Raw genomic sequence first — 17,445 nt, 5'->3', positions numbered from 1 at the left:
CAGTCGCCCCTCGACGAGTCGAGCGGCGACGTTACGGGTTCCGTGCGGTCGAAAGCGCCTCGACGACGGACCGAGCGACGCCGAGGAGGGTCGCCTCGTCGAACCGGGAACCGAGCAGTTGGAGTCCGACCGCCGGTCCCGCGTCGACCCGGTTAGGTAGCGTGAGGGCGGGCGCGCCCGACACGTTGGCTATCTTCGTGTACCGGCCGAAGCCGTACTGCGCGCCTTCGACGCCGTCGTAATCGACGCCGGAGTCGCGCGCGTCCTCGACGAGCGGGGCCAGACGCGGGACGGTCGGCGTCAGAACCGCGTCGACGCCGTCGAGTCGCGCCCCGAGTTCCTCGCGAACCGTCTCCCTGGCGGCGAGCGCCCTGACGTAGTGGCGACCGTCGTGCGCCGTGGCGAGGCGAGCCCCGGTGAGGAGGCGACCCCGGTAGAACTCGTTGAGTTCGCCGTTCGCGGTGCGGGCCCGTCGGGCGAACCCGAGGTGGTCCGCCGTGTTCTGGACGCCACCGCGTCGGACGGCAGCACCGCCGTCACGCCAGTAGGCGGCGAGTTCGACGTAGCTCAGGACGTTCTTGACGTGTTTGACTTGGTCGAGAAACGGAAGCGCGACTTCGGTCAGTGTCGCTCCTGCATCCTCGAGTTCGTCGAGGGCGTGTCGGTGTCTCGCGGCGACGGTCTCGTCGATGTCGTCGTCGAGTCCCTGCGTCGCGACGCCGAGACGCAGGTCCGACACCGGCGGCGGCGACCGAACGGCGTCGCGGTACCCGCCGGTCTGATACTGTTCGTCGCCCGCCGCGGCCATGCTGGCAGGGTCGGCACTGTCCGTGCCGGCGATGGCTTCGAGTACAGTCGCGGCGTCCTCGACGGTCGACGCGATCGGGCCGACGTGGTCGAGCGTGTACGTGTTCTCCACCACGCCGGTGAGGGGGACGAGACCGTACGTCGGCTTCAGCCCGACGAGTTCGCAGAACGCCGCCGGTTTCCGGATCGACCCGCCGGTGTCGGTGCCGAGCGCGGCGTCGACGATGTCTGCGGCGACGGCAGCGGCGCTCCCGCCGGACGACCCGCCGGCGATCCGTTCCGCGTCGACGGGGTTGCGGACGAGGCCGCGGAACGACCGCCCGCGCCCGCCGCCCGCGAACTCGTCGAGGTTCGTCTTCGCGGTGATCGTCGCACCGGCCGCCCTGAGTCGCGCCGTCACCGTCGCGTCCCCGCTCGGGACGAACCCCTGCATCACGGCCGACCCACACTGCATCGGGACGCCGGCGACGGCGATGAGGTCTTTCAAGCCGAGCGTCGTGTCGGCGAGCAGTTCGCCGTGTCCCGGGGTCGGCGGGACGTGACACGCGACGCTGAGTGCGTTGTACGGGTCCGTCGGTTCGCGCCAGGTTCGCTCGCCCGGATTCGCCACCGAGTCGTCGACGGGAATCTCGTAGAGGCGGTCGAGTTCGTCGTCGAGTCGGTCGTTCACGGCCGACGCCAGTGCGGTCGACTCGTCTCGGCTCACGTCGAAGCGGTACAGGTCGGCCAGTCGCCGAACGTCCTCGCCGGAGACTCGTCTGAGCAGGTCGCGCATGGCTCAGTGTTCCAAGCCGAGTTATCTATAGTTTGTGAGCGGAGGGCCGACGACCGTCGCGGCGCGGGTCAGGAGTACCTGATGTTGAGTTCGATCTCGTTCGCGTGACCGAGGAGGAGGTCGGGTATCTCCTCTCGGTACAGCGGTCCCTTCAGGCGGTTGCTCGGGCCGGAGACGCTGAGCGAACCGAGGACGAATCCGTCGGCGCCCCGGACCGGAACGCCGACGGCGCGGAGTCCCTCGACCGACTCCTCGTTGTTGTACGCGACGTTCGACTCGCGAATCTGGTCGAGTTCGTCGAGGAGGTGCTCCCGGTCCGTGATCGTGTGCTCGGTCTCGGCGGGCAGTCCGTGCTCGTCGATGATCTCGTCGATACGGTGGTCCGGGAGGTTCGCGAGGATCGCCTTGCCGGCCGCGCTCGAGTGGAGGTACCGGCGGATGCCGGCGTGTCTATCCGTCAGGACGGCCCGCGCCTCCGAGGCCTCGGTGTGGAGGTAGATCCCGCGGCCGTACTCCTCGACGACGAACTGCGCGCGCTCGCCGGTCTCCTCGGAGATCTCTCTGACCTTCGGGATACTGAGTCGGTACCCCTTCTTCCGGTTCTTCGCGTACGTCCCCAGGTCGAGGAACTCCAGTCCCACGTGGTACACGTCGCCCTCCTTGACGACGAATCGCTCCTTGGCCAGGGTCGCCAGGTACTTGTGAGCGGTGCTCGGTGCCATGTCCAACTCCTCGGCCAGTTCGGTCACACGTGCACCCCCCAACTCGCGTAACGCTCGAGCCACCTCGAACCCCCGTTCGATGGTCGAGAGGGTTTCGCTCGGTCGTTTACGATTCATAATGAGCGTAACGTGGTGCACCTATATTAAATTCACTATGCCGAGAGCGAACTGTCGCGCTGTTCGGCCTATCGGAACGCACTATAATTATAATTCACTATAGATAAAACGAGGACGTGTGTCACGACTCGCCTCCGGACAGGTCCTCGAGACGACTCACTCGGGCGGGGACGAGTCCGTCCGAACAGTTGCATGGGACCGACGTCCGAGAGACGAAAGCGTGTCGTGTCCCTCCGCACTCGTGCCCGACGAACCGTTCACGGAGCGACCAGTACCGCCGGCCTGCGGCGACGGCGAGTATAAAAGGTTCATCATCCGGAAAACACGCGAAAACCGCCATCTCACCCACAAACGCGGGAGTTCGAGGAACTGAGCCACGAGGAGTGATGACTCTTGTCAGGGAGTGCCGTTCACTTCTTCGAAAACAACTCGTCACTCGATACCCTCACATCGAAGACAGTCCGTGTATCGGCCGGACGCCGATTCCGGTCGCCCGGACCGACACGCCGCGCGACGCCGCGTCGGACCGAGCGTGCTCCGCACCAGTACATTACAGTTGTACGACTGTAATGACGTGCTCAGATCCTCTTCAGCCGCTTACGTACACGAACGTCCAGATAATATCAACGCAGAGCTGTGGAGTACAAACGCACCACCGTCGGTGTGTCCGGTCGCCCGACAGAGCGGTCCACGTCGGTCCCTCACCAGACGGACACGTGCACCGGAGTGTCCGTCACGACGAAAAATTTTCGATCGATGCCCCCATATGCGTCGAATTCGGCGTTCTGAGCCGTTCTCGCAGCTTATCTATGATATGTGAATTTTAAGTCCTTTCGGGTGGGGGAGCGGAGTCCGACTCGTGGGGACGACACGGCGGGCAGCACTCGAACACACGGCCCAGGGAACGTTTATCCGGTGGACGCTCGTACGTGTCGCGATGCTCCGAATTACCGGGGAACTGCTCACCGTAGACGTGGGTGAGCGGACCTGGGAAACCACACGGATCGACGACGAGTTACGGTCGTTCATCGGCGGTCGAGGCGTCGCAGTGAAACTCGCACACGATCGGATCCCGTTCGACGCGGACCCGCTGGGGGCGGCGAACCGAGTGTACCTCTCGACGGGGCCGCTCCAGGCCTCGCGGATGAGTTTCACCGGACGGATGAACGCGACGGCGGTCTCTCCACTGACCGACGGACTGGTGTCGACGAACGCCGGGGGGTTTCTGTCGCGGAACTTCGTCGAGGCGGGCTACCCGTGCGTCGAAATCGTCGGCGAGAGCGACGAACTCCTCGCGGTCCACGTGACGGACGAGGAGGTGACTTTCGAGTCGGTCCCCGAACTCGCGGGTGCTACGGTCAGTGAGACGTCGGCGGCGATGACGGAACGCCACGGTTTCGGGGGAGACCACCTGGTGACGGTCGGACCGGCGGGCGAGAACCGCGTCCGCTACGCCGCCCTGATGACCTCCGACTCGCGGGCGTTCGGCCGTGGCGGCCTCGGCGCGGTGCTCGGGGCGAAGAACGTCAAGACCGTCTCGTTCACCGGCGACGCAGAGGTGGACGTCTCGCTTCCCGACGGGGACGTCGCCGACGAGATTCACCGGCAGGCGGCGACCGAAGACCACATCATGAAGCGACAGGGGACGACGAGCGGCGTCGACCTCAAGAACGAACTGTTCTCCCTGCCGACGAAGTACTTCGAACGGATGTCGTTCGACGAAGGCGTCGAGGGGATAAACGGGGCGGCCGTCGAGTCGAAGAAGTACAGACGCGGGACGTGTTCGATGTGTGCGTTCGCGTGTAAGCTCCCGACGCGGGACGAAGCGCGAGGCGTCGAAACGGAGGGTCCCGAGTACGAGACGGTGTTCTCGTTCGGGAGCAACCTCCTCGTCGACGACGTCGTCTCCGTGATGAAGTCGAACGAACTGTGTGACGAACTCGGCCTCGACACCATCAGCGCCGGGGTCACTATCGGCGCGTACCTCGCGTCCGAAGAGCGGTTCGGCGACTCGACGCTGATCCACGACCTGGTCGAGAAAATCGCCCGCCGTGAGGGAGTCGGCGACCTGCTCGCGGAGGGCGTCGACCGGGCCCACGAGACGCTCGGCGTGACCAACTGGACGTCGAAGGGGCTGGAGTTCCCCGGCCACGACGGGCGCGTGCTCCACGGACGCGCGCTCGGCTACGCCACCTCGAACCGGGGCGCGGACCACATGTACTCGAAGATCCACAACCTGGAGTACGAGGGACGGATACACCCGGAGGGGCTCGACGGGAAAGCATCGATCGTCGCCGACCTCGAAGATCTGAAGGCCGTGAACGACTCGGCGGTGATCTGTAAGTTCTCACGGGGCGCGATGAGCGACGAACGCTACGAACGACTGTTCGGGACGGAGTACGACCGACTACTCGAACGCGGGCGAGCGGTCGTCGAACTCGAACGACACTTCAACAACCAGCGCGGGTTCGACCGGAGCGACGACGTTCTCCCGTACGAGATCGACGGACTGGAGCGCGCTCTCGACGAGTACTACGCCTACCGCGGCTGGACGGCCGACGGTGTCGTGCCGGACGAGAACGTGGTGTGAGGCGGTGCGAACCGACGACAGTTCGCCAGTCGAACGGAACTGAGGTCGGACGAGACCCGAGCAGACGGCTTGTGTGGTCGGCAGCCCGGTCCTGCCGATACCACTATCGTGTCGGAGGCGGTACAGTCTCGGTGACATGCCTGTCGAAATCGTGGAAGACGTGTACGACATCACGTGCCTGGACGAACCCGAGGGGAAGCGGTTCCGTGCGTTCCTGTTCACGGCGGGGACGCCGACGCTGTTCGATACAGGACTGGAACGGACCACCGACGCGCTCGTCGAGGGAATCGCCGAGGTCGGAGTGAAGCCGGAACGGGTCGTGATCACCCACGGTGACGGCGACCACATCGGCGGGTTCGACCACGTCGTCGAGGCGTTCGACGTGGAGACGTGGGTTCCCGAGGGACTCGACGTCGAGACCGAACACGAACCGGACAACCGGTACGGAGACGGGGACCGGATCGGCCGGTTCACCGCCATCCACCTGCCCGGACACGAACCCGAGAATCACGGTCTCATCGACGAGGACGCGGGAATCGTGGTGCTCGGCGACGCCCTCTCGGGAGCGGACCAGCGGGGACTCCCAGCCGGCTACTTCCACCTCCCGCCGGCCGTCTACTCACAGGACCTGAACCTCGCCGAGGAGAGTCTCGAACGGCTCTTGGCGTACGAGTTCGAGGTCGGCCTCGTCTACCACGGGTCGTCGGTCACCGAGGACGCGCGGGCGAAGGTCGGTCGGTACGTCGAGTTCCCGGGGAAGTAACGGTCTCTCTCGGGGGAAGTCGTCTCGCGCCGCGCTCACCGCGCCGCGAGGTAGTCGTCCACGTGCTCGGCCGCGACCTTTCCGAAGACGGCCGCGTTCATCAGCCCAGTCCCGCCGGGGTAGTTGTCGTAGAAGAGCCCGCCGGTCGAGTTCCCCGCGGCGTACAGCCCAGGGATAACGCGACCACGGGTGTCGACGACCTCCGCGCCGGGTGTGATCTCGACGCCGCCGAAGGCGAACGTGATGCCGCCGGTGACCGCGTAGGCGGAGTACGGCGGCTCTCTGAGACCGATCGCCCAGTTCGACTTCGGCGGGCGAATCCCGGTCGTCGCGTTCCCGTCGAGGACGTGCGGGTCGAACTCGTCGGGGTCGCAGGCGTCGTCGTAGCGGCGCAGCGTTTCCAGGGCGCGTTCGGCGTCGACGTCGAGTTCGGCGACCAGTTCGTCGAGCGAGTCGACCACGTGGGGTTCGGAGGGTCCCGTCGCACGGGCGAGTTCCCCCCGCGGGCGTCCAGCACGACGTACGCCCGGTGACGCGGCTGCTCGAAGATCCGCCGGCCGAACTTCGCGTACGTGTGCGCCCGAGCGTCCTCACCCTCGTCGACGAACCGCTCGCCGTCGACGTTGAGGATCACCCCGTACTGGTAGCCGTCGACGCGGTTCGCGCCGCCTTCCACCTCGGGGGACGCCGCGTCGATGAGCGCCATGTGCGCCCCCGACCACTGGCCACAGGCGTTCGCGCCGGCGTCGAGCGCCATCTCGATGGCGCCACCGGTGTTGTACCGGCTCCCACGGACCTTCATGTCGTCGTAGCCGGCGCCGTAGTACCGCGCTCGCTTCTCCGGGCTCGATTCGTACCCGCCGGCGGCGACGACCACCGCGTCGCAGTCGAACCGGACGCGGTCGTCGCCGCAATCGGCCACGAGTCCGGTCACGCCGCCGTCGTCTCCGCGTCGCAGCCGCCGCGCCTCGGCCTCGTAGAACACCTCGGCACCCGCGTCTTCCGCGGCGGCGATCACCGCCGCGACGCCCTGCTCGCCGTCGAACCAGGTCCGCCCGACGGTGTAGCCCGTCGCGAGCGGCTCCATGTCCCACTCGATGCCGGCGGCGGTGAGCCACTCGACCGTCGGGGCCGCGTTCTCGACCAGCGTTCGGACGAGTTCGGGGTCGGCTCGGCCGTTCGTCCGGTCCATCACGTCCTCGTAGAACTGGTCCGGCGTGTAATCGTCGATGGCGAACTCGTAGCCCCACTCGGAGAGGTCCGTCTCCGCGGAGGGGACGCGAAACGACTCGCTGAACCTCGTCTGTCCGCCGCGGTGTTCCTTCGGCGATTTCTCCAAGATTGCGACCGACCGATCCAGTTCGGCGGCGCGGAGCCCAGCGGAGAGGCCGGCCATCCCACAGCCGACGACGACGACGTCGTAACGTAGTCTGTCCATGGCGTGTCGAGAAACCCGTTTTGCCCCGTCATATTAATAGTTCCGTCACCGTCGACTGGCGGGCGCCCGGCCAACAACTCCTGCCCGGACGATCCGAATCGCCCGACAGAACGAGGGTCGACGAAACCTAACACCTATTACGCCCTCCCACACTCGGTGACGTATGGTCACGATCGGGACAGCGAGCGCCCGTCCGGGAGAGGTCGACACCGGCCGTCTGGCGGTCGGCGAAACCCGGGACGGGAGCGCGTTCGGGCTCCCGGTCGCCGTCGTCAACGGCGAGAAGCCCGGCAAGACGCTGTACATCCAGGCCGCCAGCGACGGCGACGAACTGAACGGGGTCGGCGTCGTCCAGCGCGTCGTGCCGCGTCTGGACCCTGCGGAACTCTCGGGGACGGTGCTCGTCGTCGGAATCGTCAACTACCACGGCTTTCAGGTGGCCGAACACCGCAACCCGATAGACGGCGTGAAGACGAACCGAACCTACCCCGGCCACGAGAGCGGGAGTTCGAGCGAGCGAATCTCCGCAGCGACCTACGAGGTCGCGAAACGGGCCGACCTCGTGCTCGACCTCCACCAGGGGTCGACCAGCCGAATGCTGAACGAGGTTCGGGTTCGGTGCGGCCGCCGCCACCGTCTCCACGACGCGTGTCTCGAACTCGCCAAGGTGTTCGGGTGTGGCTACATACTCGACATGAAGGGACCGAGCGGACAACTCGCTCGCGTCGCACCCGACGACGGAATCCCGACCGTCGACCCCGAACTCGGCGGCTGTGTCGGGTGGGACGAGACGAGCATCCGACTCGGCGTTCGAGGCGTGTTCAACGTCCTGCGGTACTACGACTTTCTCGGGGCGGACGCCGACCTCGAACCCCAGACGAAGGCCGCGGGGTTCGAGTACTACACGTCGCCGGCCGGGGGACTGATCTCTTTCGCCGTCGAACTGGGCGACCGGGTCCGACGCGGAGACACGCTGTTCGAGGTCACGACCCCGTTCGGGGAGCCGAAAGCGACGGTGACGGCGGCGTCCGGCGGCGTGTTCTGGCGCAGTCGTCGGCTCCCACAGGCGGCGACGGGCGAGTACGTCTGCTCCGTCGGGACCGGCATCAGTCGGTACTGAAAGAGAGGTCACCGAAACGACAGTCAGTCCACAGCGACCCGGAGAGTTCGGGGAAATAGTTTTGTGGGAGCCACGGGGATTCTCGTGTACCAGTCCGGTACATGTGTTCACTCCACACGTCGATACTCGCCGACGCACACGCACTCGCACGAACCGAGAAGCGGCGACTCGCCGCCGAAGCGACCGCGTTCGAACGGTTCGTCCGGCGCGTCGGGAACCTCGAGTTCGCCGGTGCACGTCCGGACACCACCCCGAGACAGCCCACAGCGATACGAACCGCCGCTGTCACCGGTGAGGCGTCCTGTTTCCGGGAGATACGTGCCGCCTACCGCCAGACCGTACTGGCGGTGCCGCACTGGCAGGAGGTGTACGGCGAATCGACGGTCCCCGAGAGCCTCTCCGCCGAGTTCTCCGCCGACCTCGTGGAACTGGTGTTGGCTCCCGGTACGAGGCGGGAATCACCCGAACTCCGGTCGCGGTTGATCGAGGAGAGTCGGTGCTCGATCCGAATACGCGAGCGGACGCGCGCTCGTGTCCACGAGGAGACGAGGGAGCTGAAACGACTCGACCGGGCGCTGAACCCGGTGCTGGATCGGATCGACACGGTCCGGAACGGTCGAGAGACGGTCGTCCGACGGAGGACGCAGGCGCGGGACGCCCGCGCGCGCCTCGAACGCCTCCTCGAAACCCACCAGTCGTATCTCCACGGGCAACCGCGACGGCGCTACGAACCGCTCGTGACGTCGCTGTATGCCGACCTCGACGTGAAGCGGTACCCCGGCTTGGCGGCCATCGCAGGGGTGTGCGGTCGGCTCCAGCGGGCCGAACTCGGGCTGTGGGCCGGCCTCCGCTGACGGCGGTCGCTGCGTCCGCGACGACCGAACGTGCCGAGGTCAGACCGGGCGAGCGAGTTCGCTCTATCTCCATCTGGTGTATAAAAGTAGTTGTATATTTCAACAGTTCGAGAGACCAGACGAATCGAAGCGCTCGACTCTGAGCCGTCGAGACGACGGCGGTCGGAACCCCCCACGGGACGCGATAGAGGGCGAGACGAACGCTAGAAACCCACACAGATGTGAACCAGGAGACGAGTTTCACATGGTGATTCGTCTACCACGGAGGGAAAGCAGAGAGTACACGCCAGATCGGACGAAACCCCCGGCAGACACGGAACACGTGCCCCGTCTTCCGAGTCGGAGGGAGGAGACTGAGACTCGAACGGAGGCTCTTCTATCGGGCCGTCCTCGACGTGTCGTAATCCGAGTAATTATATCAACTATTCGAGACTCACCCGAGTCAGTTCGGACCCGACTTCGAGATGCGAACCGTGATTCTGAACGGGGAGAAACGTCTGGTGGTGTCTAGTTCGACTCGCCGCCTCGATTCCAGCCCGTCGCACCGCAACACCGATGTAGCGCGGGGCCACGGTAACGACTCACGATGGGGCTACGACGATGACCGAACGGAGCCGACACACAGAAATCGACGAGGAGTGGTGGAAAGAGGCGGTCGTCTACCAGATTTATCCGCGGAGCTTCAACGACTCGGACGGGGACGGAGTGGGCGACCTTCCAGGCATCGTCGAGAAAGTCGAGTACCTCGACTCGCTGGGGGTCGACGTCGTCTGGCTCTGCCCCGTGTACGACTCGCCCAACGCGGACAACGGGTACGACATCCGCGACTATCGGGCCATCATGGACGAGTTCGGGACGATGGCCGACTGGGAAACATTGCTCGACGAACTCCACGCCCGCGACATCAAACTCGTCATGGACCTCGTGGTGAACCACACCTCCGACGAGCACGAGTGGTTCGAGAAGTCGCGGCGTCAGGAGGGGAAGTACGAGGACTACTACATCTGGCAGGCGGGCGAGAGGGACGAACCGCCGAACAACTGGGGGTCGTTCATGGGTGGGTCGGCGTGGACCTTCGACGAGGTTCGTGGGGCGTGGTACCTCCACCTGTTCGACGAGAAACAGCCGGATCTGAACTGGCGGAACCCCGCGGTTCGAGCCGACGTGAAGGAGTTGATGCGGTGGTGGCTGGAGAAGGGCATCGACGGCTTCCGGATGGACGCCGTCAACTTCCTCTCGAAGGCCGATGGCCTTCCGGATGGAAACCCCGACGACTGGCCCGTCGGGAACGAGCACACGTACCACGGTCCCCGTCTCATCGAGTACCTCCGCGAACTGTACGACGACGTGCTCTCGGAGTACGACGTCATGACCGTCGCCGAGATGGATTCCACTCCCGTCGACCTCGCTGCGGAGTACCTCGGCGAAGGCGGCGCGGGGCTGGACATGATCTACCACTTCGAACACATGCACCTCGACGCGGGGCCGCGGGGACGGTGGGACCCCGAGGGGTGGGGCGAGTGGAGCCTCGTCGAGTTCAAAGAGGTTATGAGCCGGTGGCAGACCGGGCTTCGGGGGCGAGGATGGAACGCGGTCTATCTGGGGAACCACGATCAGCCGCGTATCGTCTCGCGGTTCGGGAGCGACGAGTACAGAGCTGAGAGCGCGAAACTCCTCGCCACCTTCCTGTTGACGGTGGGCGGGACGCCGTATCTCTACCAGGGCGACGAAATCGGGATGACGAACGCGGAGTTCGACGGACTCGACGAACTCGACGACCCGATGACTATCGGTGCCGTGGAGGACCTCATCGCCGACGGCGAAATCGACTCGTTCGACGAGGCTCGCGGCATGGTCAACTACACGAGCCGCGACCACGCGCGGACGCCGATGCAGTGGGACGGGAGCCCCAACGCGGGCTTCACCGACGGAGAGCCGTGGTTCGCGGTCAACGATACCTATCCGGAGATCAACGTGGCGGCCGCACTGGAGGACGAGGCGTCCATCTGGCACCACTACCGAGAACTGATCGACCTGCGACACGACAACGACGTGTTCGTCTACGGCGAGTACGACCTCCTCCTCCCCGACGACGAGCAGGTGTACGCCTACACGCGCTCCCTCGACGACGAGACGGTGCTCGTCGTGCTCAACTGGTCCGACGAATCGACCCGCTTTTCCGGCGACGCGGTCGACGACACGGACGCGACGGCCCTTGTCGGTACCTACCCGGACCCGCCGTCAGCGCCGACCGAGCGCGCGTTCAGGCCGTACGAGGCGGCCGTGTACCGGCTCTGACGGGAGCCATCGGTAGGTATCGCTCGGGACAGGTCGACGAGAACCGACCGCCTCGACGCGTGAACTACCCGCTCGGCTCCGTCTTCTCGATGAGGGGGTGCTGGACGTAGTCGTTGACGTCGACGTCGGCGAGCGAGTCCAGTCCGCCGAGACGAGCCATCTTGCGGAGGCCCAGTTCGGTGATCTCGTCGGGTGAGACGGTGAGCACGTGCGCGGGCATCCGGTCGATGCCGAGTCGCTGTGCGGCGAGCGCACGGTGGTGGCCGTCGACGAGGAGCGTCTCGTGCCCGTACGAGACGACGATGAGTGGCTCCGCGAGGCCGTTCTGTAGTTCGTACTTGCGTCCTTCGAGTTCGTCCCCGTAGACCTCCCGCTGGGTCGGAATCAGTGACGCGACGTCGACCGCTCGTTCCGAGACGCCGATCGAAACGCCGTGGGTCCGTTCGAGCATCTCGCGGGTGCTCTGGACCTTCGAGGGCGTCGTCCGCTCGATCTGACTCCTGACGGCGTCGCCGTTCGAGAAAATGCCCAAGAGCGTGCCCGCGTCGTCGACGACCGGGAGGAACTGGTGGCCCGTCCGGAAGATGACGCGAGCCGCGTCTTTCACCGTCATCTCCGGGCGGGCGACGACGAGTTCCCGCGTCATGACCTCCGCGACCGACTTCGCGCCGTACACCTCAAGGAGGTCGATGGCCCCGACGAAACCGAGGAGTCTGTCCGCCTCGTCGACGACCGGGAGGCCACCGTACGGCGACCCGCCCTTGAGGCGGTCGACGACGTCCGTCACCCACGCGTCCGGGCCGACCGTGTCGACCTCGGTCGTCATGTACGTCTCGACGGGAACCTCGTCGAACTCCATCGGCGTCATCGACGATCCTCGTTCGTCATAGGAGTGATTCGTTCACAGCCACTACTCGTGGTGACTAAGTACTATCGAACGTGTTCGTTTCTGTTCGTCTCGTCGGAAGGGCGCTCGAACGTCGACGGACCGTTCCCGAACACAGTCGGCCGTGGCGAGCAAAAACGAACGACGAGAGCGGATGTCCGTGTTCGATACCGTATTTGACCGATTACGCCCGGTCGATGGCCGCAGTCGGACACCTCGAACACGACGAGCGGTTCGAACACGCTGGCGGTCACGGTCGTCGACAGTCCCGACCGAGACGAGAGCGGAGCCGTGACCGACGGTTCGGCGTCCCCATCGACATCACGCGGTCCGGAGCGTCACCGTGTCGGCCTCGTAGTCCTCGATGAACGCGCCCGGCCCGCCGAAACTCACCTCGCCGTCGTCGGTGTCGAGGACGATGCTCGTCTCCAGCGTGTAGTCGTTGGTCGATGGCTCGACGAACGCCTGTTTGACGCGACACACCGACCCGGAGACCTCCTCGCCGCCCTGGGTCGTGACGTCCGCCCAGAGGTCCGTCCCCTGCTGACGATGCAGTAAGGCGTGGAGGACGGCCTGACGAAACCAGTCGAACGACTTGGGGAGTGCATCGGGGTCTGTCACGTACACCTCGGTCGAGGCCGGCCAGTAAGCGCTGAGGTACATCCCGTGGACGGAGCCGGTGAGGTGGTGCTGTGAGACGGTCACGGCCTGCTTGTCATCGTGTGGACCCGAGAGGAAGTCCGGATCGCCGATCATCGCCGACGCGTCGTCGACGGCGTAGACGAACGGGAGGCCCGCGTCCCAGACGCGAACGACGTCCGCGACGCCGGCGAACCGCTGCTCGTTCGCCTCGGAGTCCTCGCTGGCGTCCGCTTCGCCCAGCAACAAGAAGACGAGCAGGTCGCGGTCGACAGCGGCCCGGAGGACCGACTCGATATCGGGGAAGACGTTCTCGGGGACGGCGACGAAGACCTCCCGTTCGGCTCCCGCGACAGCGTCGTGAAGTCGCTTCCGCGCCGTCTCCCGGGACTTCACGATCTGAATCTCCGGCTCTCGTGGGGTGGTCGCATCGAACCGGTCTTCGAGGGACGGCGTGAGCGATTCGAGCCGCTCGGAGAGCGACTCGATCGCCTCGCGCGGGGGAATCGCACGGATCGTCTTCGGCGAGGCGTACTCCCTCACCCGGACGAGCCCGCGCCGTTCGAGGCGGTCGGCGATGTTGTAGACCGCCTGTTGGGTGACGCCGGCGTCCTCGGCGACCGTCCGAGTCGTCGCCTCACCCCGGGGAAGCAAGGCGAGGTACGTGTCTATCTCCGCGTCGGAGAGCCCGAAGAGACTCAACTCCGCTCTGAGCGTCGCGTCGTCCGGCTTCTCGGGGCCCGTCATCGATGCACCGCTGTTGGACGTCCGTACTCATAGTTCGTGTCGCTCACTCGTGCCGCGCGCGGCGACATCCGAACGAGTGGACCGTCGGCGAGTCGCCCCGGACACGACGCCGTTAAACCGCGAGTTGTACGAATACAGCCGTCTCTGATCTCCCGTCGCATGGCGTTTTCGACCTCGTTGAGAAAGTTATTAAATCTCTTGTTTAATATTTTTACAGTTAAGTGGATAGCTCCCGTCGTGTGAGGCACGCGAGGGCCGAACGCCCTCGCCTCCCACCGATGGTCTCGACACACAGAAACGGCGAAAGGAGGGCTCAGCCGACACGACGATGAACGACACAGGAACGTCTACACACACGGTGCGAACGCCCGTGAGGAGTGACGAGGGGTGAGTCGAGCAGTTCCGGCGACTCGGGAAGAACGCACCTGGTGGAAGGAGGCGGTCGCCTACCAAATCTACCCGCGAAGCTTCAACGACAGCAACGGTGACGGGGTAGGCGACCTTCCGGGTATCACAGAGAAGGTCGAGTACCTCGACTCGCTTGGCGTCGACGTCGTCTGGCTCTGTCCGGTGTACGACTCGCCGAACGCGGACAACGGGTACGACATTCGTGATTACCGCGCTATCGCCGAGGAGTTCGGGACGATGGCCGACTGGGAGGAACTGGTCGGGGAGCTTCACGCGAGAGACATGCGGCTCATCATGGACCTCGTGGTGAACCACACCTCGGCCGAACACGAGTGGTTCCAGAAGTCGCGGCGGCGCGAGGGCGGGTACGAGGACTACTACATCTGGCAAGCGGGTGAGAGGGACGAACCGCCGAACAACTGGGAGTCCATCTTCGGGGGGCCTGCGTGGTCGTGGGACGAAGAGCGAGACGCGTGGTATCTCCACCTGTTCGACGAGAATCAGCCGGACCTGAACTGGCAGAACCCCGCGGTTCGGGCCGACGTGAAGGAGTTGATGCGGTGGTGGCTGGAGAAGGGAATCGACGGCTTCCGGATGGACGCCATCAACTTCCTCTCGAAACGAGAGGGACTCCCGGACGGCGACCCGGACCGACCGCTCGTCGGTGCCGAACACTACCGGCACGGACCGAACCTGCAGGCGTACCTCGAAGAGGTGTCCGACGACGTGCTCTCGGAGTACGACGTCGTGACCGTCGGCGAGATGGGAGGAACGGCGGTCGACGAGGCCGCGGACTTCCTCTCGGGAGGCAGCCTCGACATGGTGTTCCAGTTCAACCACCTGACGGTCGACGAAGGACCGAACGGTGCGTGGGACCGTGAGGGGTGGGGCGAGTGGGAACTCACCGAGTTCAAGCGACTCGTGACCCGCTGTCAGCACGAACTCGCGGCGGAGTCGTGGGACGCGGTGTTCCTCGGCAACCACGACCTTCCCCGGGTCGTCTCACGGTTCGGAAGCGACGAGTACAGAACTGAGAGCGCGAAACTCCTCGCCACCTTCCTGTTGACGCTGCGCGGAACGCCGTTCCTCTACCAGGGCGACGAGGTCGGGATGACGAACGCCGAGTTCGACTCTCTGGACGAACTCGACGACCCGATGACGACCGGCATCGTCGAGGAACTGCTCGCCACCGGCGAGATATCGTCCTACGAGGAGGTGCGCGAGTTCGTCAACTACCGGAGCCGTGACCACGCACGGACGCCGATGCAGTGGACTTCGAGTCCCAACGCCGAATTCACCGACGGCGACCCGTGGTTCGCGGTCAACGAGAACTACCCCGAGGTGAACGTCGAGCGGGCGGTAGCGGACGAAGCGTCCGTCTGGCACCACTACCGGCGTCTCATCGGCCTCCGCCAGGACGAGGAGACGCTCGTCTACGGCGACTACGACCTCCTCGTCCCCGACGACGAGCAACTGTACGCGTACACGCGCTCCCTCGAAGACGAGACGGTGCTTGTCGTCCTCAACTGGTCGGAGCGGACCGCTCGCTTCGAGACGAACCTCGACACGGACGACGCGGACGTGCTCGTCGGCAACTACGCGAACGTCCCGACGACCCCTGTCGGACGCGAGTTCCGACCCTACGAGGCGGTCGTGTACCGACTCCGCGGGTCGACTGCGACCGACCCCACAGTGCGGACGAATCGGACGACAGAACACACAGAAGGCAACCACGACACATGAACCACAGCGACAGCAGTACACCGAAGAACAGCACCAAGTCAGTCTCGCGGCGGCAGTTCGTCAAAGCGGCGGGCGCGTCGGCGACGGCAGTCGGCCTCGCCGGGTGTGTCAGCACCGGCGGCGGATCGAGCGGTTCCTCCGGTGACAGCACTGAGGAACCGATCGACACCAGCGAACCGACGGAGGAAGTCACCGTCTCGTGGGCGGTCGGCCCGCGCGAGAAGAACCGGAGAGACGAGGTGGTAGCGGCACTCCGCAGTGCGGGCCTCTCGGAGAACATCGAACTCGAGATGCTCGCGGGGTCGAATCTCACGGACAACCGGCAGTCGCGGTACACCCAGTGGCTCTCGTCGGGGCGGGAGACCCCCGACCTGCTCCAGTTCGACAGCGGATGGACCATCCCCTTCATCCTCCGCGAGCAGTTGGCGAACCTCTCGAACGTCCTGCCCGAGGAGATGCTGACCGACGTCGAAGAGAACTACTTCAGCGCCTCCGTCCAGACGGCCTCCCACCCCGAGACGGGCGACCTGTACGGGGTGCCGCTCTTTCCGGACTTCCCGACGATACAGTACCGCAAGGACCTGCTCCGCGAGGCCGGGTACGGCGACTCGGACTTCCAGACCTGGGCGACCGAATCGATGTCGTGGGCGGAGTTCTCGCAGGTCACGAAACAGGCGATGGAGGCCAATCCCGACGTCCAGTACGGCTTCTCGTTCCAGGCGAACGCCTACGAGGGGCTGTCGTGCTGTGACTTCAACGAGTTCATGACCTCGTGGGGCGGCGCGTACTTCGGCGACCCCTCCCAGTACCTGTTCGGTCCCATCGGCGACCGGCCGGTGACGGTCGACGAACAGCCGGTCGTCGACTCCATTCGGATGGTTCGGACGTTCATCCACGGCGAGGACGACCCCGAGGGAATCGGCGGCGACTTCGCGGGCAACATCGCGCCCGAGGCCGTCCTGCAGTGGACCGAAGAGTCCTCGCGCAAGCCGTTCACCAACGGCGACGCCATCATGCACCGCAACTGGCCGTACTCCATCGGCATCAACGGCGCGGAGGACGCCTTCGGCGAGGACCTCGGCGTCATGCCCATCCCGTACGGCGTCACCGCCGACGAGGCGGAGTACCCGATGACGGGCGGGCCGGTGGCGGCACTGGGCGGCTGGCACAACGCCTTGAACCCGAACTCACAGAACAAGTCCGCGGCCGTGCAGGTGATGCGGACGATGATGGAGCCGGAGTTCCAACTCGAGATGTTCGACCTGCTCGGATACACGCCGCCCAGGACCGATCTGTTCGGCTCCGACCGCGCCCGGGAGGTCGCACCGTACGGCCGGTACATGGAGCAACTGCGCATCGCCGGGGAGAACGCCATCCCACGGCCGGTGACGACCATCTGGCCCACCCAGTCGATCCGCATCGCCAGACGCGTCAACGAGAGCTACGCCCAGGAACGGACGCCACAGGAGGCGATGACGCGGCTGAAAGAGGAACTGGAAGGGACCGAGGAGTCGGCCTGAGTCGGCTGGAAACACGGT

12 protein-coding genes and 1 pseudogene are annotated in these 17,445 nt (G+C 65.5%); 7 read left to right on the top strand and 6 right to left on the bottom strand.

The window, feature by feature from the left end:
* Nucleotides 1-31: 31 nt before the first annotated feature.
* Both C2R22_RS03220 and C2R22_RS03215 read right to left on the bottom strand, forming a co-directional pair.
* On the bottom strand, nt 32-1,582 hold the full coding sequence (locus tag C2R22_RS03220) for an amidase (RefSeq protein WP_103424473.1): 1,551 nt from the start codon (nt 1,580-1,582) through the stop codon (nt 32-34).
* A gap of 68 nt (nt 1,583-1,650) precedes the next feature.
* Complete coding sequence (locus C2R22_RS03215; RefSeq protein ID WP_103424472.1) at nt 1,651-2,421, bottom strand: IclR family transcriptional regulator; 771 nt, start codon at nt 2,419-2,421, stop codon at nt 1,651-1,653.
* 937 nt (nt 2,422-3,358) lie between these two features.
* On the opposite strand from C2R22_RS03215, the gene C2R22_RS03210 reads away from it, so the two are divergent.
* Together C2R22_RS03210 and C2R22_RS03205 are read left to right on the top strand one after the other, a co-directional pair.
* A complete protein-coding gene (locus tag C2R22_RS03210) occupies nt 3,359-5,011 on the top strand; it encodes an aldehyde ferredoxin oxidoreductase family protein (protein ID WP_103424471.1) in 1,653 nt (550 codons plus the stop codon).
* A gap of 136 nt (nt 5,012-5,147) precedes the next feature.
* On the top strand, nt 5,148-5,774 hold the full coding sequence (locus C2R22_RS03205) for an MBL fold metallo-hydrolase (protein WP_103424470.1): 627 nt from the start codon (nt 5,148-5,150) through the stop codon (nt 5,772-5,774).
* Nucleotides 5,775-5,809: 35 nt separating this feature from the next.
* On the opposite strand, the gene C2R22_RS27255 is transcribed toward C2R22_RS03205, so the two are convergent.
* The gene (locus C2R22_RS27255; RefSeq protein WP_343125783.1) at nt 5,810-6,235 is read right to left on the bottom strand and encodes an FAD-binding protein; all 426 of its coding nucleotides are present in this window, start codon (nt 6,233-6,235) and stop codon (nt 5,810-5,812) included.
* 98 nt (nt 6,236-6,333) lie between these two features.
* Nucleotides 6,334-7,170: pseudogene (locus C2R22_RS27250) on the bottom strand (FAD-dependent oxidoreductase); the annotation flags it as partial.
* Between the two features lie 205 nt (nt 7,171-7,375).
* On the opposite strand from C2R22_RS27250, the gene C2R22_RS03195 reads away from it, so the two are divergent.
* From C2R22_RS03195 to C2R22_RS03185, 3 genes are all read left to right on the top strand, one after another.
* Nucleotides 7,376-8,332 (top strand): succinylglutamate desuccinylase/aspartoacylase family protein, encoded by a 957-nt coding sequence (locus C2R22_RS03195; RefSeq protein WP_103424469.1) that lies wholly within the window; start codon nt 7,376-7,378, stop codon nt 8,330-8,332.
* Nucleotides 8,333-8,433: 101 nt separating this feature from the next.
* Nucleotides 8,434-9,186 carry a DUF7260 family protein gene (locus tag C2R22_RS03190; protein ID WP_103424468.1) on the top strand — a complete coding sequence of 251 codons (753 nt, stop codon included), beginning with the start codon at nt 8,434-8,436 and terminating at the stop codon, nt 9,184-9,186.
* Between the two features lie 600 nt (nt 9,187-9,786).
* Complete coding sequence (locus C2R22_RS03185; protein WP_103424467.1) at nt 9,787-11,484, top strand: glycoside hydrolase family 13 protein; 1,698 nt, start codon at nt 9,787-9,789, stop codon at nt 11,482-11,484.
* A 64-nt stretch (nt 11,485-11,548) separates the two neighbouring features.
* Here C2R22_RS03185 and C2R22_RS03180 read toward each other — a convergent pair whose 3' ends face one another.
* Entirely contained in the window at nt 11,549-12,343 is a 795-nt protein-coding gene (locus C2R22_RS03180) for a CBS domain-containing protein (protein ID WP_103424466.1), read from the bottom strand.
* 348 nt (nt 12,344-12,691) lie between these two features.
* Nucleotides 12,692-13,756, bottom strand: coding sequence for a TrmB family transcriptional regulator (locus C2R22_RS03175; protein ID WP_103424465.1), 1,065 nt, complete (start codon nt 13,754-13,756; stop codon nt 12,692-12,694).
* Nucleotides 13,757-14,143: 387 nt separating this feature from the next.
* Here C2R22_RS03175 and C2R22_RS03170 point away from each other — a divergent pair, with 387 nt between their 5' ends.
* Both C2R22_RS03170 and C2R22_RS03165 read left to right on the top strand, forming a co-directional pair.
* Complete coding sequence (locus C2R22_RS03170) at nt 14,144-15,907, top strand: glycoside hydrolase family 13 protein (RefSeq protein ID WP_103424463.1); 1,764 nt, start codon at nt 14,144-14,146, stop codon at nt 15,905-15,907.
* Nucleotides 15,904-17,427, top strand: coding sequence for a substrate-binding domain-containing protein (locus C2R22_RS03165; protein WP_103424461.1), 1,524 nt, complete (start codon nt 15,904-15,906; stop codon nt 17,425-17,427). Before C2R22_RS03170 ends, C2R22_RS03165 begins: the two co-directional genes overlap by 4 nt.
* The last annotated feature ends 18 nt before the right edge of the window (nt 17,428-17,445 follow it).

It is taken from the genome of Salinigranum rubrum (genome assembly GCF_002906575.1).
GTDB classification, from domain to species: Archaea; Halobacteriota; Halobacteria; order Halobacteriales; family Haloferacaceae; genus Salinigranum; species Salinigranum rubrum.
The sequence above is the reverse complement of the archived record's forward strand: the minus strand, read 5'-3'. Positions and strand labels throughout refer to the sequence as shown.